The organism is Acidaminococcus sp. HCP3S3_H5, assembly GCF_052122235.1.
Classification (GTDB): domain Bacteria; phylum Bacillota; class Negativicutes; order Acidaminococcales; family Acidaminococcaceae; genus Acidaminococcus.
On sequence record NZ_JBQKCS010000002.1, the window covers coordinates 252,591 to 277,200 of the forward strand.

The 24,610-nt window shown below is 56.0% G+C and carries 24 protein-coding genes; 7 read left to right on the forward strand and 17 right to left on the reverse strand.

What is annotated here, in order from left to right; all coding sequences use genetic code 11:
- Nucleotides 1-144: 144 nt before the first annotated feature.
- The 3 genes from ACTQY5_RS03615 to ACTQY5_RS03625 form a co-directional block, all read right to left on the reverse strand.
- Nucleotides 145-1,392: a hypothetical protein gene (locus tag ACTQY5_RS03615; RefSeq protein WP_022487928.1), complete on the reverse strand. Its 1,248-nt coding sequence runs from the start codon at nt 1,390-1,392 to the stop codon at nt 145-147.
- Between the two features lie 118 nt (nt 1,393-1,510).
- Complete coding sequence (locus ACTQY5_RS03620) at nt 1,511-2,068, reverse strand: hypothetical protein (protein WP_022487927.1); 558 nt, start codon at nt 2,066-2,068, stop codon at nt 1,511-1,513.
- A gap of 125 nt (nt 2,069-2,193) precedes the next feature.
- Nucleotides 2,194-2,490, reverse strand: a complete 297-nt coding sequence (locus tag ACTQY5_RS03625) for a LysM peptidoglycan-binding domain-containing protein (protein WP_022487926.1) — start codon at nt 2,488-2,490, stop codon at nt 2,194-2,196.
- Between the two features lie 193 nt (nt 2,491-2,683).
- Here ACTQY5_RS03625 and ACTQY5_RS03630 point away from each other — a divergent pair, with 193 nt between their 5' ends.
- Together ACTQY5_RS03630 and ACTQY5_RS03635 are read left to right on the forward strand one after the other, a co-directional pair.
- Nucleotides 2,684-3,361 (forward strand): response regulator transcription factor, encoded by a 678-nt coding sequence (locus ACTQY5_RS03630; RefSeq protein ID WP_022487925.1) that lies wholly within the window; start codon nt 2,684-2,686, stop codon nt 3,359-3,361.
- A 15-nt stretch (nt 3,362-3,376) separates the two neighbouring features.
- Nucleotides 3,377-5,107, forward strand: coding sequence for a sensor histidine kinase (locus tag ACTQY5_RS03635; protein WP_022487924.1), 1,731 nt, complete (start codon nt 3,377-3,379; stop codon nt 5,105-5,107).
- Between the two features lie 192 nt (nt 5,108-5,299).
- Here the strand turns inward: ACTQY5_RS03635 and ACTQY5_RS03640 are convergent, their stop codons facing one another.
- The 4 genes from ACTQY5_RS03640 to ACTQY5_RS03655 all read right to left on the reverse strand — a co-directional run bounded on the left by ACTQY5_RS03640 (nt 5,300) and on the right by ACTQY5_RS03655 (nt 9,347).
- Nucleotides 5,300-5,800, reverse strand: coding sequence for a LeuD/DmdB family oxidoreductase small subunit (locus ACTQY5_RS03640; protein ID WP_022487923.1), 501 nt, complete (start codon nt 5,798-5,800; stop codon nt 5,300-5,302).
- 19 nt (nt 5,801-5,819) lie between these two features.
- Nucleotides 5,820-7,079: a 3-isopropylmalate dehydratase large subunit gene (locus ACTQY5_RS03645; RefSeq protein ID WP_022487922.1), complete on the reverse strand. Its 1,260-nt coding sequence runs from the start codon at nt 7,077-7,079 to the stop codon at nt 5,820-5,822.
- 16 nt (nt 7,080-7,095) lie between these two features.
- Nucleotides 7,096-8,010 carry an alpha/beta fold hydrolase gene (locus ACTQY5_RS03650; RefSeq protein WP_441368826.1) on the reverse strand — a complete coding sequence of 305 codons (915 nt, stop codon included), beginning with the start codon at nt 8,008-8,010 and terminating at the stop codon, nt 7,096-7,098.
- A 71-nt stretch (nt 8,011-8,081) separates the two neighbouring features.
- Complete coding sequence (locus ACTQY5_RS03655) at nt 8,082-9,347, reverse strand: SLC13 family permease (protein WP_022487920.1); 1,266 nt, start codon at nt 9,345-9,347, stop codon at nt 8,082-8,084.
- A 144-nt stretch (nt 9,348-9,491) separates the two neighbouring features.
- Between ACTQY5_RS03655 and ACTQY5_RS03660 the strand changes: the two genes are divergently transcribed.
- Nucleotides 9,492-10,433, forward strand: a complete 942-nt coding sequence (locus ACTQY5_RS03660) for a LysR family transcriptional regulator (protein WP_288174730.1) — start codon at nt 9,492-9,494, stop codon at nt 10,431-10,433.
- A 92-nt stretch (nt 10,434-10,525) separates the two neighbouring features.
- Here the strand turns inward: ACTQY5_RS03660 and ACTQY5_RS03665 are convergent, their stop codons facing one another.
- From ACTQY5_RS03665 to ACTQY5_RS03675, 3 genes are all read right to left on the reverse strand, one after another.
- The gene (locus ACTQY5_RS03665) at nt 10,526-11,008 is read right to left on the reverse strand and encodes an S-ribosylhomocysteine lyase (protein ID WP_369678685.1); all 483 of its coding nucleotides are present in this window, start codon (nt 11,006-11,008) and stop codon (nt 10,526-10,528) included.
- 45 nt (nt 11,009-11,053) lie between these two features.
- On the reverse strand, nt 11,054-11,449 hold the full coding sequence (locus ACTQY5_RS03670; protein WP_022487917.1) for a DUF190 domain-containing protein: 396 nt from the start codon (nt 11,447-11,449) through the stop codon (nt 11,054-11,056).
- Between the two features lie 126 nt (nt 11,450-11,575).
- On the reverse strand, nt 11,576-12,334 hold the full coding sequence (locus ACTQY5_RS03675; protein WP_022487916.1) for an LppM family (lipo)protein: 759 nt from the start codon (nt 12,332-12,334) through the stop codon (nt 11,576-11,578).
- 141 nt (nt 12,335-12,475) lie between these two features.
- On the opposite strand from ACTQY5_RS03675, the gene ACTQY5_RS03680 reads away from it, so the two are divergent.
- Nucleotides 12,476-12,871, forward strand: a complete 396-nt coding sequence (locus ACTQY5_RS03680; RefSeq protein ID WP_022487915.1) for a thioesterase family protein — start codon at nt 12,476-12,478, stop codon at nt 12,869-12,871.
- Here the strand turns inward: ACTQY5_RS03680 and ACTQY5_RS03685 are convergent, their stop codons facing one another.
- The 7 genes from ACTQY5_RS03685 to ACTQY5_RS03715 form a co-directional block, all read right to left on the reverse strand.
- Nucleotides 12,872-13,690, reverse strand: coding sequence for a bifunctional 5,10-methylenetetrahydrofolate dehydrogenase/5,10-methenyltetrahydrofolate cyclohydrolase (locus ACTQY5_RS03685; protein ID WP_022487914.1), 819 nt, complete (start codon nt 13,688-13,690; stop codon nt 12,872-12,874).
- Between the two features lie 15 nt (nt 13,691-13,705).
- Nucleotides 13,706-15,799 carry a penicillin-binding transpeptidase domain-containing protein gene (locus ACTQY5_RS03690; RefSeq protein ID WP_022487913.1) on the reverse strand — a complete coding sequence of 698 codons (2,094 nt, stop codon included), beginning with the start codon at nt 15,797-15,799 and terminating at the stop codon, nt 13,706-13,708.
- On the reverse strand, nt 15,796-16,992 hold the full coding sequence (locus ACTQY5_RS03695) for an FtsW/RodA/SpoVE family cell cycle protein (protein ID WP_022487912.1): 1,197 nt from the start codon (nt 16,990-16,992) through the stop codon (nt 15,796-15,798). The genes ACTQY5_RS03690 and ACTQY5_RS03695 overlap by 4 nt, the downstream gene beginning before the upstream one ends.
- A 17-nt stretch (nt 16,993-17,009) precedes the next feature.
- The gene (gene trmB / locus ACTQY5_RS03700) at nt 17,010-17,651 is read right to left on the reverse strand and encodes a tRNA (guanosine(46)-N7)-methyltransferase TrmB (protein WP_022487911.1); all 642 of its coding nucleotides are present in this window, start codon (nt 17,649-17,651) and stop codon (nt 17,010-17,012) included.
- A gap of 65 nt (nt 17,652-17,716) precedes the next feature.
- On the reverse strand, nt 17,717-19,624 hold the full coding sequence (locus ACTQY5_RS03705; protein WP_022487910.1) for a sigma-54-dependent Fis family transcriptional regulator: 1,908 nt from the start codon (nt 19,622-19,624) through the stop codon (nt 17,717-17,719).
- Between the two features lie 21 nt (nt 19,625-19,645).
- Nucleotides 19,646-20,344 (reverse strand): C40 family peptidase, encoded by a 699-nt coding sequence (locus tag ACTQY5_RS03710; RefSeq protein ID WP_022487909.1) that lies wholly within the window; start codon nt 20,342-20,344, stop codon nt 19,646-19,648.
- A gap of 61 nt (nt 20,345-20,405) precedes the next feature.
- On the reverse strand, nt 20,406-21,314 hold the full coding sequence (locus ACTQY5_RS03715; protein WP_022487908.1) for a radical SAM protein: 909 nt from the start codon (nt 21,312-21,314) through the stop codon (nt 20,406-20,408).
- Between the two features lie 323 nt (nt 21,315-21,637).
- On the opposite strand from ACTQY5_RS03715, the gene rsxC reads away from it, so the two are divergent.
- Genes rsxC through ACTQY5_RS03730 form a run of 3 tightly spaced genes read left to right on the forward strand, consistent with a single transcriptional unit; the run spans nt 21,638 to nt 24,608 of the window.
- Entirely contained in the window at nt 21,638-22,981 is a 1,344-nt protein-coding gene (gene rsxC, locus ACTQY5_RS03720; protein WP_154488452.1) for an electron transport complex subunit RsxC, read from the forward strand.
- 26 nt (nt 22,982-23,007) lie between these two features.
- A complete protein-coding gene (locus tag ACTQY5_RS03725) occupies nt 23,008-24,042 on the forward strand; it encodes an RnfABCDGE type electron transport complex subunit D (RefSeq protein ID WP_308664498.1) in 1,035 nt (344 codons plus the stop codon).
- Entirely contained in the window at nt 24,039-24,608 is a 570-nt protein-coding gene (locus ACTQY5_RS03730; protein ID WP_022487905.1) for an RnfABCDGE type electron transport complex subunit G, read from the forward strand. Before ACTQY5_RS03725 ends, ACTQY5_RS03730 begins: the two co-directional genes overlap by 4 nt.
- Nucleotides 24,609-24,610 lie beyond the last annotated feature (2 nt).

A 24,610-nucleotide genomic window follows, 5' to 3' on the forward strand; every position in this document is an offset into this window, starting at 1 on the left:
AAGCCTTCTTTCACAAAAAATCCACAGGAATTGTGGTAATTCTGTGTATATTTACTATATTGCGTTAAATGAAGAGGGAAGGTGTATCACCTTCCCTCTTGTTGTAAACACATGTGATTTTGGTTGTAGACAATTGCCAAGAAGTTACTTTCTTTTCAGACCCCACTGGCTGTAAATGTGGAGCCCGTCTGCTTCCGGCACCAGTCCGGTGAGCCGCACCAGGTCGAACAGGTTGAAGCCCTTCACTTTCAGCTGGGCCAGTTTGCTCTTCTTGATCACGTCGGTGAAGTCCACCGTCAGGCTCTGATCGCTGAAAGTGCAGATCAGGTCGTCCCGGTTCACCACCGTCATGTTGAAAATGGCGTTCACCAGGCTCATGATGATCCGGGTACCCAGGAGCCGTACCAGCAGTTCGCCCAGCTTGTTGTCCGCAATGGCGAAATCGTGGATCCGGAACCGGGCATAGGAGGCGGTGTTGTTAAGGGCCAGAGCCTCGATTTCCACATCCGCAGTAAGGGTCCCGTATTTTTCATGTTCCACAGTGACTTCCAGCTGATGGTCCCCCTTGTACCGGCATTCCCGGAACTGGAATTCGCTGTCCTTCATGGCTTCTCCCAGGCCCTTGGCCAGGTCCGTATAGGGGACTGCCACTTCGCCCCGGCGCAGCTGTTCGAAGGTCTGGGCGTTCACCCACCGGCTCACCCCTTCCTTGAAGGGAGCCACCAGTTCGTTAAGGTCTTCCACATAGGTGCCCATGTTCCCGGCCACTTCGCTGAGCCGGTCCGCAGCTTCATCCGCCCGGTTCTTCAGTTTGTCGAAAAGGGGTTTGGCCTTTTCCGCCACTTTCCGCCGTTCATCCCCCAGAGGGATGTTCCTGTTCTTGTCCTTGGTAAATTCCCGGAATTTCTCCATGCCTTCCTTCCGGGCCTGTTCATAGAAATCTTTGAACTGGCTCAAGTCATCAGGCCGGCCGGCATCCAGCCAGGCGTTGGCCGCTTTCCCCACGGCGTAGGTGATGCCTACGGCCATGGGAACCTGGAGCGGCGGGAAGGGGATCACCGTGAACACGGTCTGCCCCACGAAGGAAGCCCCCAGGGACCCTACCAGCCCGGCAATGGCCCCGGTTTCCAGTTCCACTCCCCGCAGGTCACAGAGCCGGGTGATCATGTACACCTCGTTGGCCATGAGAGCCAGGCTCCCCAGGAAAGGCGTCATGACAATGACACTGGCCCGGGCAGCCCCCCAACGGATGATCCGTTCCGATTCCCGGGCAATGTCTTCCGGACCCAGGGCCTCTTCCTCGTCCACTTCTTCATCCATGGGACGGGTTTCCGCTTCTACCGCATCTTCTTCCTTTTCCATTTCGTCCCGTTTATCCATTTCTTCTGTCATAGTAATCCCTCCTGTCATTGTCTTCACAACAAACCGGTTTTCTGCCTTTAGTATAGCATATTTCCCCGGGCCCGTCAGTCTCCAGGGCCCGGTGTCTGAAAAGTGTCACACATTCCCCTCAGTCCGGGATCACCGCCACCTGGCCGTCGCCGAACACCCCCCGGCAGCAGTCGGTGTACACTTCCACAAAGGCGTAACCTCCGTACAGGGCCAGGTTCCGTCCCTTCTCCAACCCTTCCGGCAGCGGTTCTCCCTTGTGGAAATGGCGGATCACCTGTCCCTGGAAGTCCAGCATGTGCACATCATAGGAATCATCGATCCGGCAAACTGCCAGGATCCCCAGGAACTGTCCCAGGCACCGGATTTCCGGAAAATCCTTCCGGATGGTTTCCAGTACCTTTTCCAGGAACCGGGGGTCCAGCTTCCCGGTCCTGGCCGGCAGTTGTTCTTCTCCGATAGGCCGTCCGGAAGCGGGTACCGCCCTTTCTTTCCCCCAGTTCCGGATCTGATTGATTTTTTCCGGGCTGGTCTGGGAAAGAGGCACTACATTTTGGAAGGAGGACAGGATCTCGCTCCGGGTCAGGTCCAGCAGCCGCTGGGCTTCCCCGTTGTCTTCGCTGATATCCGGAACTTCCGTCAGGATCAGGGTCTGGTATTCCTTTTGTTCCTGGTGCATCTTTCCGATGAGGGCGTCTCCGGTGCTTTCCCCTCAGCCATTGTCCTTCCCCCTGCTGTCAGTTTGGTTCCATTGTACAACAAAAGAGGGCCTGTGAAAATATTTTCACAGGCCCTGATCACCCTTCAGCGGCTGGCCACCATCTTTTCCCTTTTGTCCTGTTTCACCGGCACCACCAGCTTCTGTCCCGGCTGGATGGCCTGGCGCAGATCCAGATGGTTGGCTTTGGCGATCCGGTCGATCACTTCCCGCACATCCTCTTCCGGATGGGTGTACTTCCGGGCAATGCCCCACAGGCTGTCCCCCCGCATCACCACCACCTGTTCCGTATGATAACTGGTGGGAGCCGCTTCCATCTCCAACACTCCGCGGGAAGAAACCCCCAACAGGACCAGCACCAACCCCAGTAAAAGTTTCTTCATTTTTCTTCCCTCCACTCGAACTTTTGTTTGTTATGTGTATGATATCACGTTCTGTTCGCTTTTTCAATAAGTTTATGAAACTCTGTTCGTTTTTTCTTATCCAACGGGGAATGGTTATAACCGTTCCCCCTCTGTTGGAATCTCCTGAATTACGTTATAATGAAAAAAAAACGGCAAGGGAAGGTGCGATGGAATGGCGCTGATATATTGTGTGGAAGATGATGAAAACATCCGGGAACTGGTCCGTTATGCCCTGTGCAGCCAGAAATTCCAGGCGGAGGCCTTTCCCGACGGAGCCTCCTTCTGGAAGGCCCTGGAGGAAAAGAAGCCGGATCTGGTGCTCCTGGACATTATGCTCCCGGGGGAAAGCGGCCTGGAGATCCTGAAGAAGCTCCGGGACCAGCCGGCCACCAGCAGCCTCCCGGTAATCATGCTCACTGCCCGGACCAGTGAATACGATGTGGTCACCGGCCTGGACGCCGGAGCGGACGACTACATTTCCAAACCTTTCGGGATCATGGAACTGCTGAGCCGGGTGAAAGCGGTTCTCCGCCGGGGTACCCAGCAGAAACCCCAGGACCGGGACCTTTTGGTGTGCGGGGACATTACCCTGGACCTGAAGAAGCACCAGGTGACCACCCAGGGCCAGCCCTGCGAACTGACCGTAAAGGAATTCGACCTGCTCCATTACCTGATGGCCAACGCCGGCATCGTCCTGAGCCGGGACCAGATCATGGAAGCGGTATGGTCCTTCTCCTATGCCGGAGAAAGCCGCACCATCGACATGCACATCCGGAGCCTCCGGCAGAAACTGGGAGAAGCCGGCCGGATCATCCAGACTGTCCGGGGTATAGGGTACCGGATCCAGTAAAGGAGCACGCCGCCTATGAAAAAACAGATCTATCTCCATCTGTTCCTGGTGGGACTGGCCTGTATCCTGATCACCGCCCTGGTATGTGCCTTCGCCTCCTGGCAGACCGCCAAGCGCCAGACCCTGGCAGATCTTCAGCAGGTGTCCCAGGTGATGAGTACGGAACTGAACCACCACAGCGATTCCTATGTGTTTCTCCAGCGCTCCAGCCAGGCGTCCCCGGACCTGCGGTTCACCTGGGTGGACAGCCACGGCACCGTGCTCTACGATTCCTATGAAGAAGCCGGCAGCCTGCCCAACCACCGGGAACGGCCGGAAATCGCCCAGGCTCTGGGAGAAGGCCAGGGCAGCGATGCCCGGCACTCCTCCACCCTCCAGGAAGTGACCCTTTATGCGGCCCAGCGGCTGTCCGACGGCTCCGTGCTCCGGGTGGCCCGGACCCAGACGGAACTGCTCCGGCCTCTGGAAGAGCTCCTGCCCTGGTGGATCATTTCCCTGCTTCTCCTGATCCTGATCTGCCAGTTCACCGTCCGCCGGCTCACCCAGGGGCTCCTGGATCCCCTGGACCAGGCCACCCGGTATCTGTCCCAGGTCGGCCAGGGAGACACCACGGAAGAAGAACGGCAGCTGTTCCACACCTCCTATCCGGAGCTGCTCCCTTTCCTGGCCACCATTGACCGGCAGGGAAAACAGCTGGACCAGAGTCTGCGGAACCTGGAACAGGAACGGAACACCATGAAGCGGATCACCGACAGCCTGAAGGAGGGCGTGATCCTCCTGGACGACCAGATGCGGATCCAGTGGATCAATGCCTGGGGATTCCAGCTGCTCCAGCAGGAAGAGAAACCCACTGCCGGCCGGCCTCGGCTCCTGGGGAAATTCCTTATGCCCTTCCTGCCTCCGGAAGCCCGGATTCCCCAGGGCCGGCTCCGGAGCAGCCAGCCCTGGAGCCAGACGGTAAAATACCGGAGCCGCCAGTACCAGCTGGATCTCCAGCTGCTGAAGCCTCCCCAGGGCCGGGCCACCCGTATGCTGATCATCCAGGACATTACGGAAGCCCGGGAACGGGAACAGCTGCGGAGGGACTTTACCGCCAACGTAACCCATGAACTGAAGACCCCCCTTACCTCCATCAGCGGCTTTGCGGAACTGATGGCCGCCGGCATGTACCAGAAGAAAGAGGACATTGCCCATTTTGGCCAGCTGATCCGGAAAGAAGCCGCCCGGCTGCTGGAAATGATCAACAGCATCATCTTCCTGTCCCGGATCGAGGAAATGCCGGCGGAGGCCATGCAGGAAGCCGTTCCTCTGGGAGGGCTGATCCAGTCGGTGGTGGAATTCATGGATCCCTTCTGCAAGGACAAGCAGGTGACCATCCACTGCCAGCTTACGGAAGACAAGGTCCGGGGCAGCAGCAGCATGCTCCGGGAAATGGCCATGAATCTCATCGACAACGGAGTGAAGTACAACCGGCCGGGAGGCCATGTGTACGTAACCATGAAAAAAGAGGAAGACCAGGTGATCCTTACTGTGAAGGACACCGGCATCGGCATCCCAGAAGACGTCCAGGAACGGGTATTCGAACGGTTCTACCGGGTGGAGGGCAGCCGGAGCAAGCAAAACGGCGGCAGCGGCCTGGGGCTTTCCATCGTGAAGCACATCGTGGAACAGCACCGGGGCAACATCAGCCTCACCAGCCGGCTGAATGAAGGGACCACCATAGAAGTCCAGCTGCCGGGAGCGTGAAAATAGGGGGGGTGAAAAAATTCACACCCCCGGTCACGGGCCACGAGTCACGGATCGCGAGCCTTGACGTTTAAGCCGTTTGTTCTTTTTCTATAGGATGATAAGGCAAAATCCACTGGAATTTGCAAAACGGGATTTTCGGCTTGCACCAACAAGCCCGCGACTCACGACTCGCGACCAAAGGGATCACTGCTAATTCCTTATCTTCTTGCGCATGAGCGGTTTGATGCCCCCGGCTTCCAGGATCTTCATGGCCTGGGGTCCCAGTTTCTCACAGGGATAGGTTTCCCCGGTTTCCTGCACCGTCACCTGATACTTTTCCAGGTCCAGGGTCAGGGTCATCCCATCTTTCACCTTGTCCTTCAATCCCTTGCAGATAATGGGCAGAAGTCCCAGATTGATGGCATTCCGGAAAAAGATCCGGGCAAAAGAATCTGCCAGTACCGCTTTGGCACCCATATTCAAAAGCGCAATGGGGGCATGTTCCCGGGAAGACCCACAGCCAAAATTCCGGCCGGCCACCACCATGCCTCCCTTGGGAAAACTGGCAGCGATGTTTTCATCCACTCCGCACAGGCAGTGGCTGCCGATTTCTTTGGGGTCTACGATATCCAGATACCGCCCCGGATAGATCTGATCCGTATCGATGTTGTCTCCCACTACGATGATTTTTCCCGTTACCTTTGTTTCCATCTCTGCTTCCTCCTTCACCTTACAGATACTTCCGGGGATCCGTGATATATCCGGTCACCATGCTGGCTGCCACCGTAGCCGGGCTGGCCAGGTACATCAGGGCTTCCGTGGATCCCATCCGTCCCGGGAAATTCCGGTTGGTGCTGGTGATGCAGACCTCTCCGGCGGTCAGCACCCCTTCATGGGCTCCCAGGCAGGCCCCACATCCAGGGGTGGAAATGGTCGCCCCAGCCTTGATCAGATCTTGGATATATCCTTTTTCCAGGCATTTCTCCATCACTTCATTGGAAGCTGGGATCACCACCAGGCGGGTATATTCCGGGATATGTCTCCCTTTCAGGATCTTTGCGGCAATGGCAATGTCTTCTTCCCGTCCTCCCGTACAGGATCCGATATAGCCCTGATTCAGCTTCACCGGCCCCTGGGCCACTACGCTGGAGAGAGGATGGACATTTTCCACACTGCTGGGGCAGGACAGTTCCGGTTCCAATTGGGAAACGTCGAAAGTATAGCTTTCTGCATAGGTATACCCTGGGTCGGTGTACTGCACTTCAAAGGGACGGACGGCACGTGCCTTTACATAATCCAGCACGGCCTGGTTCGGCTGCATGTAGGCCGTCTTGGCTCCCATTTCCACAGCCATGTTGCAGATGGTCATCCGTCCTGCCACATTCAGGTTCTCCACATAGCTGCCGGTGAAATCGATGGCCTTGTACACCGCTCCATCGGCTCGAATCTTTCCCAGCACAGCCAGGATCACGTCTTTGGGGAATACACCCTTGGGGGCTTCTCCTTCCAGACGCACTTCGATGATTTCAGGAATCCGGAACCACAGTTCCCCCGTCATCAGGATGGTGGCCATATCCGTGGCTCCGCAGCCCGTGCCCACTGCACCAAAGGCGCCATGGGTTGTCGTATGGCTGTCCGTAGCCACCACAATCATCCCAGGATAAATCAGGCCGGCTTCCGGCATGACCTGATGGCAGACCCCGCAGTTGGTGTCAAAATGGTATTTCAGGTTGTTCTTCTGGGCAAATTCCCGCATTTCCTTATGATTCTGGGCACTCTTGATGGTGGGACAGGGAGCATAATGGTCGAAGACAAAAGCGCAGCGGGTATTGTCCCAGACCTTTTCCCCTCCCATCTCATAAAAAGAGTAGACCGTCTGCAGATACAGATCATTAATCTCCGCGAAATCCACCTTGGCCATCACGATTTCACCGGTTTCTACCGTCTTTTTACCGGCATTCTTTGCAAAGATTTTCTCAATGGCATGCATAATAGCTGTTCTCCTTTCAGCGGTTGGCCTCAATCATTTTTTCTAGTTCCTGGATGACAGTTTCCGGTTTTTCTTCCGGTACAAAGTGCCCACAGCCTGGGATTCCATAACCAGTTACATGATTGGCCAGCTTCTTCCAGATACCCAATACATCCCAATACCTGCAGATATTTCCATTGGATCCCCACAAACAACAGATGGGGGTTTGGATGGTACGTCCCAAATCTGCCATATCCAGATTCCAATCGATCGCTGCACTTGCCCGATAATCCTCGGCAATGGCATGGACTGTAGCCGGTTCAGAATAATACCGGATATATTCGCGTACGATATCTTCCGGAAATTGCTGCTTTCCAATGGTTCCCGGAATGGTTTTCTTGCGGATATTGCTGCGGATGAAATAGGCAGGTTCTGCACCCAAGAAAGTTTCTGGAAAAGGCTCCGGCTGGATATAAAAGAACCAGTGCCAATACTTCGTGGCAATTTCCCGATCTGTTCTGTTATAAACATCAAGGGTAGGGATGATATCTAGCAATAGGCAGGATTTGATTTTCTCCGGATAGTCCAGCATCATACGGTGACATACACGCCCGCCACGGTCGTGTCCGGCAATATGGAATTTCTGATACCCCAATTTTTCCATGACAAATACCTGATCCCTAGCCATCGCCCTCTTGGAATACGTAGAATGGTCAGGCAATCCATGTGGCTTGCTACTTTCTCCATAACCTCTCATATCCGGTATGACTACACGATATCTCTCCGCCAGACGGGGGGCTACAGCATACCAAGTCAGATGGCTTTCCGGGTGCCCGTGCAGCAACAATACAGCCTCATGCCCAGTTCCTCCACACCAAGCATGGATTTTCACTTCTCCGGTATCGATGATCCGGTGCTCAAAACCTACAAAATATTTCTCATTGATATCCATATTTTTCTCCTTATGATTGATTCTTGATTTCCCCTCTGTTGTTGCCAGCCTTCAAGCAGATTCTCTCTTTTTCAGGCGGGGAAAAACAGAGGCGAAAGCAGAAACATGATGAGCAGTAATATGATGCTGAGCGGAATCCCCACTTTGACAAAATCTTTAAAGCGAAACCCTCCCTGCATGACGATTACGGTTGTCGGAGATGCCAGAGGCGTAGTAATGGCAATGGCTGTCCCAATGATGACCGGGACGCAAAAATAGAGTACATTGATATTCATTGCCATGCCTAGCGAAAGTGCAATGGGGATGACAATGGCATTGGCCGCAGTGTTGCTCATGAATTGGGAAAGGAACCAGCCGACCAGACCCATTGCGACCATCATCATGGGAAGACTGGCCTCGCTGCCTCCCATCAACTGCAAGAACGCATGGGCAATGACTTTCCCGGCACCACTGGCATCCAGCCCATTGGCCATCGAAGTGACTCCTGCCATGACGATCAGCACGTTCCAGTCACAAGAACGGATCGCCGCTTTCATCGAGATGCAGTGGGTCAGGCAGAGAACAGCCACACACAGCAGCGAAACAATGGCGACATTCCAGATCCCAGAAATGAAGCCTGCAATCATCAAGAAAAATACTACAAGGTTCAAAATCGGTTTCCATCTGGGGACCTGCTTCATATTTACAGCAGGGAGTTCCACCACCGGATCTTCAAAATCAAAACTTTTCTTCATGATCCAATATCCTGCCGTAGCAAAGTAGAGCGTACTGACGGCCAAAAGGATCAGTGTAATCGGTGCCATGGAAAAAAATCCCAGATTTCCTCCCGCTTCATTGACCATAGCTCCAGCCATGGAAACAGCGGCAGCTCCTGACAGAGACAGAGGCGATCCGATGGTGCTCATCATCCCCACAGGCATCAACAGATTTTTGGCTTTGACCTTGCCGTGGGATTCCATGGCAATCGACCGGGCAACAGGCACCATAGTCGCGGCAATGGCGGAATTGGTCGTAAAACCAGTAATCAGCCCTGTAAAAAGAGAAATCGCTGCAACCAGCGCACGCTCACTTTTTTGGGCCATCTTCCGGAACAGCAAATCACTGACCTTTTGGATTGCACCTGTTTCAAACAACCCATTGCATATGATCATCGTCGCCCCACAAAAAACAATCGTGGTATTCCCAAAATAAGCATATGCCTTTCCTAAAGGCTGGATCCCAGTCAGCGACATCGCCAATGCAGCCAGCATGGAAGTCACCGCCAAGGGAATCCGATCATTCATAACCAGCAACATGGTCATCACTAAGATGACGATAGCAATCGTACTTTGCTCCATAACTTTCTCCTCGCTCTCCTTTACTTTTCTCCCGCTGGCCAATCGGAAAGTTTCGTTATGTTGATTATATATTCAGATAATGTTAAAATCTAATTGATGTATTTTATATTTTCATCAATTTTTTTGATGAAGAAAGCAGAGAACATGGAAAACTATTACAAATATATTTATGCCGCTTATAAACTAGGCAGTTTTACCAAGGCTGCCGAAAAGCTCTACGTTACCCAGCCTACCCTCAGTATGGCTATAAAAAAAGTAGAGGATCATTTGCATATGCCGCTTTTTTATCGGGAGGGCAAATCCGTCACTTTGACTCCTGTAGGCAAGCTCTATATCAAAAGTATCGAAAAAATGATGTCGATTGAAACCGACCTGCAAGCCGAAATCCGTGACATCGAACGATTGGAAACTGGGACCGTACGGATTGGAGGCACCCAATACATCAATTCCTGTATCCTCCCCCCTGTCATAGCACAGTTCATCCAAAGATATCCCAAGATCGACATCCAGCTGAAAGAACAGGAGCCCAGTAAAAACCTCACCGATCTTGCGAAAGGAAAAATCGACTTCTGCTGCAATGCAGGCACGATAGATATTCCAGATTTAAAAAAAGTCCCTCTCTTCCAGGATCAAATTTATCTCGCCGTTCCAGACGCCTATAATCAGCCGGACTGGCTGCCATGGGAACTGGATTTAGAGGGTCCGCCTTGGTCAGAGCCAAAATCCATTCCCCTTTCAGATGCCTTGTTCCAGCTTCCCATCATCCTTCTGGCGGCGCCTTCCAATCTCCAGGCCTGTGTCAGGAATGCCTATGCAGATGCCCATCGCCAGCCCCATATCGTTCTGCAGGCAGAACAGCAGGAAACCTCCCTTCAGTTGGCCTGTGCAGGAATTGGTGCTGCCTTTGTGGGAGAACAGATGCTCAGGCATCGAAAGCCCAAGGCAATGCACATCTATAAGATTGATCACCCAAGCCTGCGCCGGACATTCTATCTGCTAACAAACAAAAAGCGATATCTTACCAAAGCCGCATCCGCATTTGTTGCACTGTGGAAAAAAACAGCCGGAGAAACACTCCGGCAGTAACCAAAAGCCGCCGGACATCCATAAAACCAGTTGTGTACCGACAACAAAAAAAGGGTGTGGAAAAACTCACACCCCCCGGTCGCGAGCCGCGGCTAAACGATCTTCCGTTCATAGGGATCACTGCTGATCCCTTTGGCCAGGATCTCCTTGGCCCATTCCTGGGCACAGAACAGGGAATGATCCTTGTAGTTCCCGCATTCCTTTTCTTTCGTTCCGGGCACCTGGTCCCAGGTGGTCTTCACCACCAGTTCCAGGGCTTCCTTCAGGGCTTTGGCCACGTCTTTGGGATCATGGACCCCCCAGCACAGGAGATGGAACCCGGTGCGGCAGCCAAAGGGAGAACAGTCCAGATAGCCCTTGATCCGGGGCCGCAGGTAAAGGGCCAGGAGATGTTCCAGGGTGTGCATTCCCCCGGTGGGGATTTCCTGCTGGTTGGGCTGGCACAGCCGGATGTCATAGTTGGAGACAATGTCCCCATGTTCCCCGGTCTCCTGGGAAATCAGCCGCACATAAGGAGCCTTGACCTTGGTATGGTCCAGGGTGAAACTTTCGATAATGACTTTTTCCATATTCATTCCTCCAATAGCAGGGGGCTGTTGCATGTACAACAGCCCCCTTTTTTACTTCTGCATGGCCGGGTTGTCCCGGTTGGCAATCTTTTTCTGGTACTCTTCCTTCACGAAGTTGGTGGCCAGCATATCGATTTCTTCCACTGTAGCCACCCCATGGCGCAGGTTTTCCTCCAGGAACGGATACAGCAGTTCAATCTGTTCCTTTTTGTCAATCATGGTAATGATCACCGGCAGGTTGATGGCTTCGGAAACACTGATGAACAGTCTCCGTTCCTTCCCCCGCACCCGGCTCCCATAGCCCTGGGTCCCCCGCATCACCGTGCAGCCGGCGATTTTGTATTTTCCGGCAATGTCGAAGATGGCCTTGTAAAAAGGTTTGTCCTTGTAGAAGAAGTCCTCCCCTACATAGATGGTCAGTTTGGTCAATTTCAGAAATTCAGCCATACGTCTTCCCTCCATTTCGGATGAGTTGGTCTTTTTTCAATTTTATTGTAACATAAATTAATTGTTTTCGTAATAGTTAAAAAGGGGTCTGTTGCATGGGCAACAGACCCGCTGACAAACTGGGGCTCACGCTCCAGTCCCCTTCATCCTTTTCCGCTTCCGGTAATAGGCGTTCCCCACGCCGCCCACCACCAGCAGCACCATGAGCCAGCCGGCGGCTTTCACCGGGTTCAGGTAGGTGACGGTGGCATCCATGGTTGTCTCTTCGCCCAGAGGCAGCTTCCAGGTGAGCACTCTCCTGTCGTCGCTGACCTGGGTGGCGTTGGTATCATCCACCGCCGTAGGCAGCACCAGGGTGAACCGCAGGTCGAACTGCTTCATGATGCTCTGGAGCACCGCCTGGGCATCCCGGTTCTTCAGTTCTTCCTTGGGAGCCATGTTGATCCCGGTGTGGACGCTGATGGTATCGAACAGCAGCCCTCCCTGGAGCCGGACCACCGGCTCCTTCTTTTCCCGGGACACCTGGGCCGGTTTGGCCTTTTCCCCGTTCTGGGGCCCGGCAGCATCCTGGGCTGCCTGTTCCCAGGTCCGGATATCGAAGGTCTTCAGCACCTTGGAATCCTTGATGTCCTTTACCTGGTTGTAGTGTTTGGTGGCTACAAACCCTTCATACTGCCCTTCCTTGGCCGGCCGGACTCCGTATCCGTCCTTTCGGAAATCCTCCTCAAAGGCATCCACGGTGGGTTTCAGCACCGGTGCCGTTACCAGTTTGCAGGTCAGGTCCGCCGCCCCCAGACGGGTGATTTCCATGGTAATATGGCCTTTGGCGCAGCCGCTGAACAAAAGGCTCAGCAGCAGGCACCCAAGGATCATGATCTTTTTCATAACGCCCTCCCGGCTGTCTTGTATCTTCCCCTCGCTTCCCTTCCGGTTCCATCCTGAGGAACCGGCACTGACTTCTTGCCTTTCCCGGGAAAAACGAGTAAGATTGAATTGTCAAAATTCTAAAAGAGAGAAGTGGATATCATGAAAGAATTCCGTATCGGCGCCGTAGGCGAAGCCACGGACACCGTCCTCCACACCAACACCGCCGCCGCCATGGGCAGCGGCTCCCTGGATGTCTATGCCACCCCGGCCATGCTGGCCCTGATGGAAAAGGCCGCCTGCAATATTGTGAATCCCTGCCTGGACGAAGACACCACCAGCGTGGGGATCGGGGTGAACCTGTCCCATGACGCCGCCACCGCCGTAGGCAAGACCGTAACCGCCAAAGCGGTGCTGGTGGGCGTGGATGGCCGGAAACTGACCTTCAAGATCACCGTGTCCGACAACTACGGCACCATCGGCCAGGGCACCCATGAACGGTTCCTGGTGAACAAGGCCAAATTCCTGGGCAAACTGGCGGCCAAGGATCAGAAATGATCACAGCCGGCGGGTGAGGGTCTCCATGACCATCAGGTTGCTGACCACTCCCACTCCGCCGGGAACCGGGGTATAGGCGGAAGCCCTGGCCTGTTTGGCGGCTTCCGGAACATCCCCCACCAGTTTCCCGTTCTGGGAATTGATGCCCACATCCACAACCACAGCTCCTTCCCGGAGCATGTCTTCAGTGATCAGGTTGGGTTTTCCCACTGCGCTGATGACCATATCTGCCTGCCGCACAATGGCAGGCAGATTTTTTGTGCGGGAACGGCAGACGGTGACAGTGGCATACCGGCCCATAAGCATCAGGGTAAGGGGCCGGCCCACCACTTCTCCATACCCCACCATGGCCACATTCTGGCCTTCCAGAGGGATCCTGTAGTAATCCAGGAGAGCCATGCAGGCCCGGGGAGTACAGGGGCCCCAGGGGGTGATCCCCAGGTACAGCTTGCCCCCGTTGATGGGATGGATGCAGTCCATGTCCTTTTCCGGGTCCAGCTGGCTGATCAGCTGCATCCGGCTGATGTGCCGGGGAAAGGGCACCAGGGGCAGGATCCCGTCCACCTGGGGATCCAGGCTCAGGTTCCGAAGTGCCAGGTCCGCCTCTTCCTGGGTGGCATTTTCCGGAAGTTCCACATCCCGGGTATGGATGCCCAGGCTGGCAGCGGTTTTCAGCAGGCTCCGTTTGTACACATGGGCCGCTTCATTGTTTCCCACCAGGAAGGTAGCCAGGGTCAGGGTCTTTCCGGCGAACCGGTCCCGGAGCTTCCGGCGGATTTCTTCTGCGACCGGTTTCCCGGCCATGATGATCTGTTCCATACTCCCATCCTTTCCTTACCGAAAATACACGGTCACCGTATCCCCGCTGTGGAGGACGGTCCCCGGTGCCGGGTTCTGCTTCCAGCTGGTGCCGCTGCCCACCGGGATCAGGGACAGTCCGGCGCCGCCCAGGGCTCCGGCCACTTCCCGGATGGAATGGCCGGCCAGGTTGGACAGCTTCACCGCTCCGTTCCCGTCCGCTTCCAGGGTCACCAGAGGCGCCGCCTCCTTGGCGGTTTTGGCCAGGAGGGATTCCACCGTGGGAATTCCGTCCCAGTTGCTGGGCTGGACCCCTTCCGCCACCAGGATCTGCTGGAGGGTATCCCGGAAAATAGGTGCGGACACCTGGGAACCGTAGAAAGCCCCTTTGGGGGAATCCAGCATGATGATCATGGCATACCGGGGAGCATCGCTGGGCACAAAGCCCACAAAGGAGGCAATGTACACCCCGGGGATGTATCCCCCTTTGGGGGACAGTTTTTCAGCAGTACCGGTTTTCCCGGCGATCTTGTACCCTTTGATCTGGGCGGTCTTGCCGCCCCCTTCGGAAACCACTTTTTCCATCATGGTCCGCATTTCTTCCGCCACTTCCGGGGTGATCACCGTCCGGACCACTTCCGTCTTTCCTTCCTTCAGCACCTGGCCGTCAGGACTGGTGACTTTCTTTACGATATAGGGCTTCACCAGGTTCCCTCCGTTGGCAATGGCGCAGATGGCCCGGAGCATCTGGAGAGGAGTCACCGCGATGCCCTGGCCGATGGCCATGGTGGCCACGTCGGAAGGCACCATATCCTTGGGATTGTACAGGATCCCCGCTTCTTCCCCGGGCACATCGCTGCCGGTGACACTGCCGAAGCCAAAGGCCTTGGCATATTGGGTTTCCCGTTCCCCGCCCAGCTTCAGGCCCAGGTCGGCCATACCGGTGTTCAGGGAGAACTTGATCACGTCGGTGAAGGTCACATGGCCCATGCCCTTCCCGTCCCAGTTCCGGATCCGCCGGCCTCCCACGTCAATGGACCCCTGGTCGTTGAAGGGGGTATTGGGGGTGATGACCCCTTCCATGAGCCCCGCCGACCCCATAATGGGTTTGAACACGGATCCTGGTTCGTAGACGATCCCTACTCCCCGGTTCATGTAGGCCCCTTTGGGAGCATTCCCGAAATGGTTGGGATCGAAGGTGGGCCGGCTGGCCATGCCCAGGATCTCCCCGGTGTTGGGGTCCATGAGGATGGCGGCGGCACTGGCTGCATGGGTCTTTTTGATGGCCTCATCCAGGCTCTTTTCCAGGATGAACTGCATCCGGGCATCGATGGTCAGCTGGACCGTGTTCATCCGCCGGACCTGGACCTGGTTCAGGGCGCTGCGGCCCACCAGTTTCCCCTTGGCATCGAAGAAGCTCCGTTTTTTCTGTTTCCGGCCCTTCAGTTCTTCATCCATGGAGGCTTCCATGCCTTCCAGGCCCTGGTCGTCGGTGCCTACAAAGCCCAGCACCTGAGCGGCCAGGTCGTTTTTCGTATAGAACCGTTTGCTTTCTTCCTTGAAGTGGAAGCCGCTGAGTTTCTGATCCTTCAGGATGGCTTCCACCTGGTCCGCCTCATGGGGATCCAGGGTCCGCTTCACCCAGATGAACCGCCGGTCCGGCTCGCAGAATTCCTTATACAGCTGGTCCGCTTTCAGATCCAGCACCGGAGCCAGGGCATCAGCGGCCACCCGTTTGGGATCCCGGCTGGGCATTTTCCCGGCCGGCCACCGTTCCGGATTGTCCACCAGTTCCTGGGGATCCACATAGAGAGACTTGCTCACCACGCTGACCGCCAGTTCCTCCCCGTTCCGGTCCACGATGCTGCCCCGGGGAGCGATTTCCGTATGTTCCCCGGTGATCTGGTCGTTGGCCTCCTGGGCCAGGGTGCTGCCCTGGATCACCTGGAGCCAGAACAGCCGCAGGATGATTGCCAGCACCGCTACCCCCAGGACTTTCCCCAGGATCACCGCCCGGAGCTTCCCTTCGTGAAGGACAGCCTGATGGGTGGGATCCAGCTTCAGCACCGGTTCCCTGGGAGCCTGCGGTGTGTTTTTCTTTTTTGGGCTGAAAAAGGACGGCCGCTTCACCGGGACCACCTCCCTGTTTCCTTCCGGACCGGCCGGGAGACCGGCTTACCGGCAGCAGGCGCCGGCTGCCTTTTTCCTTCCGTTTCCATCCGGTACACTGACAGCACCAGGCCGATTCCCACCAGGGTGATGATCAGGGAAGTGCCCCCGTAACTGATGAAGGACAGGGGCACCCCGATGACCGGCAGGATGCCGCAGACCATGGCCATGTTGGCAATGGCCTGGCCCACCACCAGGAAGTTCACTCCGCTGACCAGCAGGAATCCCCGCCGGTCCTGGGTGTTCTGGCCGATCCGGTAAAGAGACAGGCCCATGAGCAGGAACACCAGGATCAGGAACAAGGCTCCCACAAAGCCCCATTCCTGACAGAAAACGGCAAAGGCAAAGTCCGTATGGGCTTCCGGCAGGTAAAAGAACTTGCTGGTCCCCATACCGGCGGATTCTCCGAAGAACAGGCCCCCGCTGCCAATGGCCATTTTGGCCTGGACTGCCTGGTACCCGTTTCCCTGAGGATCCAGTTCCGGAGTCAGCCAGATCCGCACCCGGTTCATCCGGTAGGGAGCCTGGATCACCGCCGCCACAGCCCCGCCCAGAAGGCCTCCCAGCAGGATGCTGAAATCCTTCCAGGGCAGACCGGCCAGGAGATACAGCACGATCATCAATGTCAGGATGATGGCCGCCGTCCCCATATCCGGCTGGATCAGCACCAGGAAGGACATGAAGGCCGCCTCCAGGAAGGCCTTGCAGGTTTCCTTTTTGTGGAGGCGGGGCGGTATGCCCTGTTCCATCAGCCGGCCCAGGCAGTCGGCCCCCAGGAGGATCACCGCCAGTTTCACGAATTCCGACGGCTGGAAAGAAAAAGGCCCGATGATCAGCCAGCGCTGGGCACCTTTGATGCCCTTGCCGAAAATATCCACGGCGATGAGAAGGGCCGTGCAGCCGGCGCAGAAAATCTGATTATACCGGAAGACCTTGTGGTAGTCCCATTTCCGTCCGATCCAGTGCATCAGCACAAGCCCTACGGCCCCGTAGATGAAATACCGGATCAGATAGTGGTAGCCGTTGCCGAACATGTCCCCGGCCGCCACGAAACTGGCGCTGAATATATTCACACCCCCCAGGAGCATCAGGAAATAGGTGAGATGCACCAGGGCATCCCGGGGATTGCTCCAAATCAAAAACCGCTTTCCCATGGTCCGCCTCAGATCCCTTAAAAGGCCACTTCGCAGAAGTTGATGTTCTTGCCCCGGGCGCTGAACTTCTGCTCATATTCCGTCTGGGCTTCGTTGAGGATATCCGTATGATGGAGGTCCGTGGTAAGTGCCACGATTTCCAGTCCGAATTCTTTGAACTCCTCTACAGAAAAGGCAAATAAATCATCATTGTCGGTCTTGAACCGGAGATGACCCCCCGGCTTCAGGATTTCCCTGTACTGGGCCAGGAAGGTCCGGTAGGTGAGCCGCCGTTTGGCGTGCCGGGCTTTGGGCCAGGGATCGCTGAAATTCAGGTAAATCTGGTCCACTTCCCCGGGAGCGAACCAGTCCAGGAGATGGGCAGCGTCTGCATGGACGATCCGGGCGTTGGGGATTTCCCCCTCCCGGAGCTTCTTCACCGCATAATAGCACACTTCCCGCTGGGTCTCGATGCCCAGGTAGCCGATTTCCGGATGGAGTCCGCTCATGGCCGTGAGGAACTGGCCTTTGCCGCAGCCGATTTCCAGCTGCACCGGCCGTCCCCCCAGCACCGCCTGGGACCAGTTCCCCTTGTATTGTTCCAGCTGGTCTTCCAGCAGTTCCTTTCCCCGGAAATCTTCCAGAGCCTGAGGGATCCAGGGTTTCTTACGTAAACGCATCTGTTTTTCTCCTTATTGTCTGAACAAGAGGGTGGTGCTGCACATACTGTGCAACACCACCTTTTTTATTTCTCTTTCTTTCCCCGATTCTTCTTCTCTTCCGGTCCCAGGTTGAATTTCTTCAGGTACCGGTACAGGGTCACCCGGCTTACGTCCAGCATCAGGGCCAGTTTGCTGATATTGCCCCCGGCGGCTTTCCAGGCGGCCACAAAGGCATCCTTGTCGTGCTTCCAGGATTTTTCAATCCGGTGTTCTCCCGGCAGTTTGATGTGGGAGGCTTCGATGACGCTTCCGGAGGTGTGGAAGAAGGCTTGTTCGATGACCCCCTGGAGCTGTTTGATGTTCCCGGGCCACTGGCAGCTGTTCAGCAGCTGGAGGGCTTCCTTGGACAGGGTCTTGCCAGGCATGTTGTGCCGGGCGGCCATTTCCGTCAGGATGTGGTTGGCGATCACTTCCACGTCTTCCACCCGCTCCCGCAGAGGCGGTACCCGGATCACCGTCCCGATCACCTGCTCATACAGGTTCCGGGAAAACAGTCCCTTGTCGGTCAGCCGTTTCAGGTTGGAATCGCAGGCGGCGATCACCCGCACATTGTATTTCCGGCGGGTGCCGGTTTCCCAGTTCAGGACCCCGTTCTTCAGGGCGTCCGCCAGGGCATCTTCCAGTTTGGTGGGGAATTTTTCAATTTCGTCCAGGAACAGGGTGCCTCCGTTGGCCAGTTCCAGGGCCCCGGCGGTTACATGGCCGGCTCCGTCGTCGCTGCCGAAGAATTCCGCTTCCAGTTCCGCTTCGGACCCGTCATGGCCCCGTACGGTAATGAGCGGTGCCGCCGCTCTGGGGCTGGCCTGATGGATCCCGTGGGCCAGGCGCTGTTTGCCGGTACCCGGTTCCCCCTGGAGCAGCAGGTTGTTGTCCCCCCGGGCCACCCGGGCGGCCTTGTGCTGGAGGGCCAGGAACTCGCTGGAATTCCCCACCATGCTGTACAGACTGTACCGGGAGCTGTACCCGGTGGCATGGGCGATGGTGGTCTTCAGGTCTTCAATGGCCATGGTGATGATCACCACACTGTCCACCTTCCCCCCGGTCTTCACCGGCAGTACGCTGGTCACATCTTCATAGGTCCGGTCCTGGGTGATCCAGGTGATTTCCTTCCGGATGGTGCTCTTCCCGGACAGCCCTTTCTGGATGGGGATGTGCTCATAGTTCAGGAACACTTCATCCAACCGGTCCTTCCCTTCCATCCGCTTCCGGCCATTGCTGTTGGCATACCGCAGGGTTCCGTCCGGGTTCACCCAGTAGACGGAGGCGGGGATCTCTTCGGAGATCAGGCCGCAGACCTTCCAGTAGGCCAGCATGGTCAGGAAGTTCTCCACGGAATATTTCATGGTCATGAGCAGGCTCAGCAGGATGTCATAGGGCAGATCGTTCTGGTCCAGGGAGAACAGAGACAGGATATACCGGCCCTGGCCGGCCACATCGATGGGAGCCGAGCAGGCATCCCCGGAATGGCTTTCCCGGATCCACATTTCCGGGCCGAACATCAGGAAGGGCACATTGTGGCTCCGGGCCACACAGATGCTGGAAGTACCCACATCCTCCTCCAGGACCCGCATGCCCTGGATATCCTCGATGCTCCGCTGGAAAAAGGGCAGGGCATAGTTCTTCAGTACATACCCGTCCTCATCCACCAGCAGCATGCTCAGGTTGTGAGAATTGAAATACTGTTTGTTCTGTTCAAAGAGCCCGTCCACATACTTCACCACATCCTCATGGACTTCCAGGGCCTTTTCCAGCTCCTGGGGCGACAGGCGCACCCCGTTGGACGGCATGGTCTCATGGTTCAGTTTCCGTGCTTCGCACCGGCGCCAGGACTCCGCTACCCACGGATGGACGTTGGGGTCTATAATGCCCTCCTCCACGAATTTGTTGTAGTAGCTGGTCAGTTTTTCCTTATTGCGTCGTTCCCTAATCATCGATTTACCCCCTGATTCGCTTTAGCGATATGATTTGTGCACCGGGACCAGGACCCGTTTTGCACCGTAATATCTGGATTTCCAGTAATCGTCGGACAGACTGCACAGCCGTACCCCCCGGGAGGAGGTGGCATTCCAGAACAACCCGTTCCCGGCATAGATCCCCACATGGGATGCCCCGGGCTCGTAGGTGGAGAAGAACACCAGGTCCCCGGGCTTCAGCTGCCGCTGGGTCACAAAGAGGCCCTTCTCGAACTGCAGGTCCGCCGTCCGGGGCAGCTGGGCCTTGTGCTGCCGGAACACGTACTGGACATAGCCGGAGCAGTCAAAAGCCCGTGGAGTGGTCCCTCCGAAGCTGTAGGGAACCCCCTTGTACCGGGAGGCGGTCCGGACCACATCCTCTCCCTTCACCCCGTGGATCCCCTCCTTTTCAAAGGCGGCCTCCTGAATCCGGAAATAGGTGGTGTCGTCCACTTTCCCGGTGGCCGGCAGTTTGTGTTCCTTCTGGAAGTTCCGGACCTGGGTTTCCAGTTCCCGGGTGTATTTCCCCGTCTGGGGGGTCTTCATGCCGATGGCGTTCAGTTTGATCTGCACCGTTTTGACTTTCCAGCCTTTGTCCCCCACCTTCAGAGGAGCCGCCCGATGGGCAGCCGCACCTGCCGAAAGGGGCAGAGCCAGTACAGCCAGGACCAGCGCTGTAACGAGCTTATGCAGTTTCATAGTGGTGCCTCTTTTCTTGTAACCGGAAAAATCCCTTCAGAATATCAGAAATGATACACTCTCAATACTCCATATTAGTATAAACTTCCCAATCCGTCAATTTTGAAAGTTTCTCCATGGAAACTTCCAGCTCCCGGAGCAGCCGGTCCCGGTCCTGGGGCAGGGTTCCGGCCAGGGGCACGTAGTTGGAAATGTGGTTGCTCCGGAACAGGGTGTGGTTCCCGGGCCGGATCTCCACATGTTCCAGCATGGTATGGACTTCCCGGGCCAGTCCCGCCGGAGACAGCAGTTCGAATTCCCCGGCTTCGAACTGCCGGAGCATCTCCGTTCCCTTGTACAGCCGCAGGGTCAGCACGCTGAGCATGTTGGGCTGGATGGCAGTGACGGCTTTGCCGGTTTCCACAGCATGGCGTTCGCTGCCGTCTTTGCCTCCCAGACCGGCGATTACCATCATGGACAGCTTCATGCCGCAGCGGACCACTTTCTGGCCGGCAGCAACGGCTTCTTCCCCGGTAACCCCTTTTTTGATCCGGGCCAGCAGCTCCGTGTCCCCGGTTTCCAGGCCGAAATACAGCATCTTCAGGCCCGCTTCCTGGAGCCGGATCATGTCCTCATCGCTTTTCCGCAGGATGTCCCGGGGACCGGCGTAGGACGTGACCCGCTGGAGGTTGGGGAAGGTCCGGTAGAGCACTTCCAGGATCTTCAGCAGCTTTTCCGTAGGGAGCACCAGGGCATCCCCGTCCGCCAGGAAGATCCGCTTCACCTGGTTCCGGGCATACTGGGCCGCCAGGGCGATCTGCCGGGAGATCTCCTCGTCCGGGCATACAGTGAACTGCACGTCCTTGTACATGGCACAGAAGGTGCAGGTGTTGTGGGCGCAGCCCCGGGTCACCCGCAGGATGAAGCTGTTGGCTTCGCTGGGGGGACGGAACACCGGCGTATCATAATCATCGAAATAAAGTCCAAACATGGGTATTTCCTCCAGAGTTTTAAAAAATCGCTTCCTAAAATATATATGGCTATATAGACAGTGTTTTCACAAGATTTTTTCAATTCTTTCAGCTGTACAAAAATCCACCTGCCACGCTCATTATTATAAACTATTTTACAATTTTCTGCATGAGTTTTTGTAAACTTTTTGAGAAGAAAAATTTTGCGTAATTTTTTTCATCTTCTCTTGACAGGCCTCTTTCACCCCTTGTTTTTTGCGATTTAACAATATATAATTTTTACTTGAAGTTGACACATGAAAGGTTAGAGGTGAACTGAATGTCTGCACAAGAAGCAAGTTTCATGGGCGGTGTAGAAGTACCCCCCAGCAAGTCCTTGACCGACAAAGTGGCCATCGAAAGATGCCCGGCTCCGGACGTGGTGTACATTCCGCTTTCCCAGCACATTGGTGCTCCGGCCAAGCCGGTGGTAAAACCAGGGGATAAGGTCACGATCGGACAGGTGATTGGTGAAGCAGGCGGTTTCGTCAGCACCAACATCCATGCCAGCGTCAGCGGCATGGTCATGAAACTGGAGAATCGGTATATGCCCAACGGCATGATTTCCCAGTGCGTGGTCATCAAAAATGATGGCCAGGACACCCTGTGCGAGGATATCAAACCCCGCAGCGAGGAAGAAATCACCCCGGATCTGATCCGTCAGGTCCTGCGGGAAAAAGGGATCGCCGGCATGGGCGGCGCCACCTTCCCTACGGCAGTGAAGTATGCTCCTCCCAAGGAAGGCCACTGCCCCATCGACACGATCCTGCTGAACGGGATCGAATGCGAACCCTTCGTCACGGCTGACCACCGTACCCTGCTGGAATACGCCGACGAAATCATCCAGGGCCTGAAGTACTTCATGCTGGCCTCCGGCGCTGCCAAAGGCGTCATCGGCATCGAAGACAACAAGCCTGACGCCATCGAACTGATGCAGAAGAAAGTGGCCGGGGAAGCCAACATCGAAGTCTGCGTCTGCAAGGAAAAGTACCCTCAGGGTTCTGAAAAACACCTGATCTATGCCGCTACCGGCCGTACGGTCCCTGACCGGGGTCTGCCTGCGGATGTAGGGGTGATCGTGGACAACGTGGGCACTGCGGTGGCAGCCTGCCGGGCCGTCAAGAACAACATCCCCCTGTACGAAAGAGTCGTAACCATCAGCGGTGACGGCGTAAAGAAACCGGGGAACTATATCGTCCGTCTGGGGACCCTCTACAGCGACGCTGTGGAAAAAGCCGCCGGCGGTCTGGAAGGGGCTCCCGGAAAGATCATTTCCGGCGGGATGATGATGGGCTTTGCCGTCAACTCCCTGGACTACCCCATCACCAAGGGTTCCAGCGGTCTCCTGATCTTCAATTCCAACTCTCCTTTTGCCCAATATCATGAACCGGATCCCTGCGTGCACTGCGCCCGCTGCGTGGATGCCTGCCCCATGAAGCTGGAACCCACGGAAATCGTCCAGGCTGTGAAGAAACAGAACTGGGATGATGCGGAACGGTTCTTCTGCCATGCCTGCATCGAATGCGGATCCTGTGCTTTCGTATGCCCTGCCCACATTCCTCTGGTGCAGTACATCCGGATGGGCAAGCAATTTATCAGAGGGAAAGGTGACGGCGGTCACAACCCCTTCTATAAATTCGACAAATAATTTCGCGAAAGGACTGGATATTGATTATGGAACCTATTAAAGAACCGAAACCGCTGGTTCTCGTTTCCTCGTCTCCCCACATGCACTGTGGGCTCACCATCAGCAAGTCCATGCGGGAAGTCATCCTGGCACTGGTACCGGCTGTCCTGGCTTCTGTCTATTATTTCCGCGTGGATGCGGTCCGGGTGATCGTATGCTGCGTGCTTTCTGCCATTATTTTTGAAAAACTGGCCAACAAGGTTATGGGCGTGAAGAAGGACACCATCAAAGACGGCTCTGCTGCTCTGACCGGTCTCCTGCTGGCCCTGTGCCTGCCTGCTTCCCTGCCCAGCTACATGGCTGTCCTGGGGGGCATGTTCGCTGTTGTGATCGGCAAAGCCATTTTCGGCGGCTTGGGCAAGAACATCTTCAACCCGGCCCATATCGGCCGTGCCATCCTGCTGGCTTCTTTCCCCCAGCAGATGACCACCTGGGTCATCCCCGCCACCAAAGCGGCTGCCGTAACAGCTGCCACCGCCGGGGCTGACGCCACCACTGCCGCCACTCCGCTGGCCGTAATGCGGATGACGGAAAAAGTATGGCAGGCCGGCGGTGCCGCCGCCTCCCAGCTGCCTTCCCTGTCCGACCTGTTCATCGGCAACGTGGGCGGCTCCCTGGGTGAAACCTGCGTCCCTGCACTGGTCCTGGGCGGCCTGTACCTGATCTGGAAAAAGCTCATCGACTGGCGGATCCCTGCCTTCTATCTGGGCACGGTGGTTGTGATCACCGGGATCTATGGGGCTGTGATGGGTTATCCCTCCACTTTCCCTCTGTACCATCTGTTCGCCGGCGGCCTGATGATCGGTGCTTTCTTCATGGCCACTGACTGGGTCACCTCCCCCATCACCAAAAAAGGCAAGATCATCTATGCCATCGGTCTGGGCGTCCTGACTTCCCTGATCCGTCTGCGGGGCAGCTACACGGAAGGCGTGTGCTATTCCATCCTGATGATGAACATGGTCACTCCCATGATTGACCGGTTCGTTCGGAACGTATCCTTCGGAGGAGGTCAGAAAAAATGAGCAACCTCTTTGTGAAATATACCGGCATCCTGGCAATCATCTGCGGCGTCAGCGTAGGTCTTGTGGCCGCCGCCCATGAAGGGACCAAGGATACCATTGCCAAGAAACATGAAGCCGATACCCGGGCCGCCTACAAGGTGGTGCTGCCCGATCTGGGCAATCTGAAAAAGCTGCCGGCTCCCGGCGGACTGATCACTGATGTACAGCAGTCCTCCAAGAACGGCAAGCCCAACGGCTACATCTACACCGTGACCCCCAGCGGGTACGGCGGAAAAGTGACCCTGATGGTGGGCATCTCCAAAGATGGGGACAAAATCACCGGGATCAAAGTCATGAACCACAGTGAAACCCCTGGCCTGGGCGCCAAGAGCACGGAACCTGCCTGGCAGGCCCAGTTCAAGGGCAAACCCCTGAAGGATGCCCTGGCGGTCACCAAACAGGAACCTGGCAAGCCCAATGAAATCAAGGCCATCACTGCGGCAACCATCACTTCCAGAGCTGTGGTCACCGGCGTCAATGCCGCCCGGGAAGACTACATGAAGAATCATGCCAATGGAAAGGACTGATC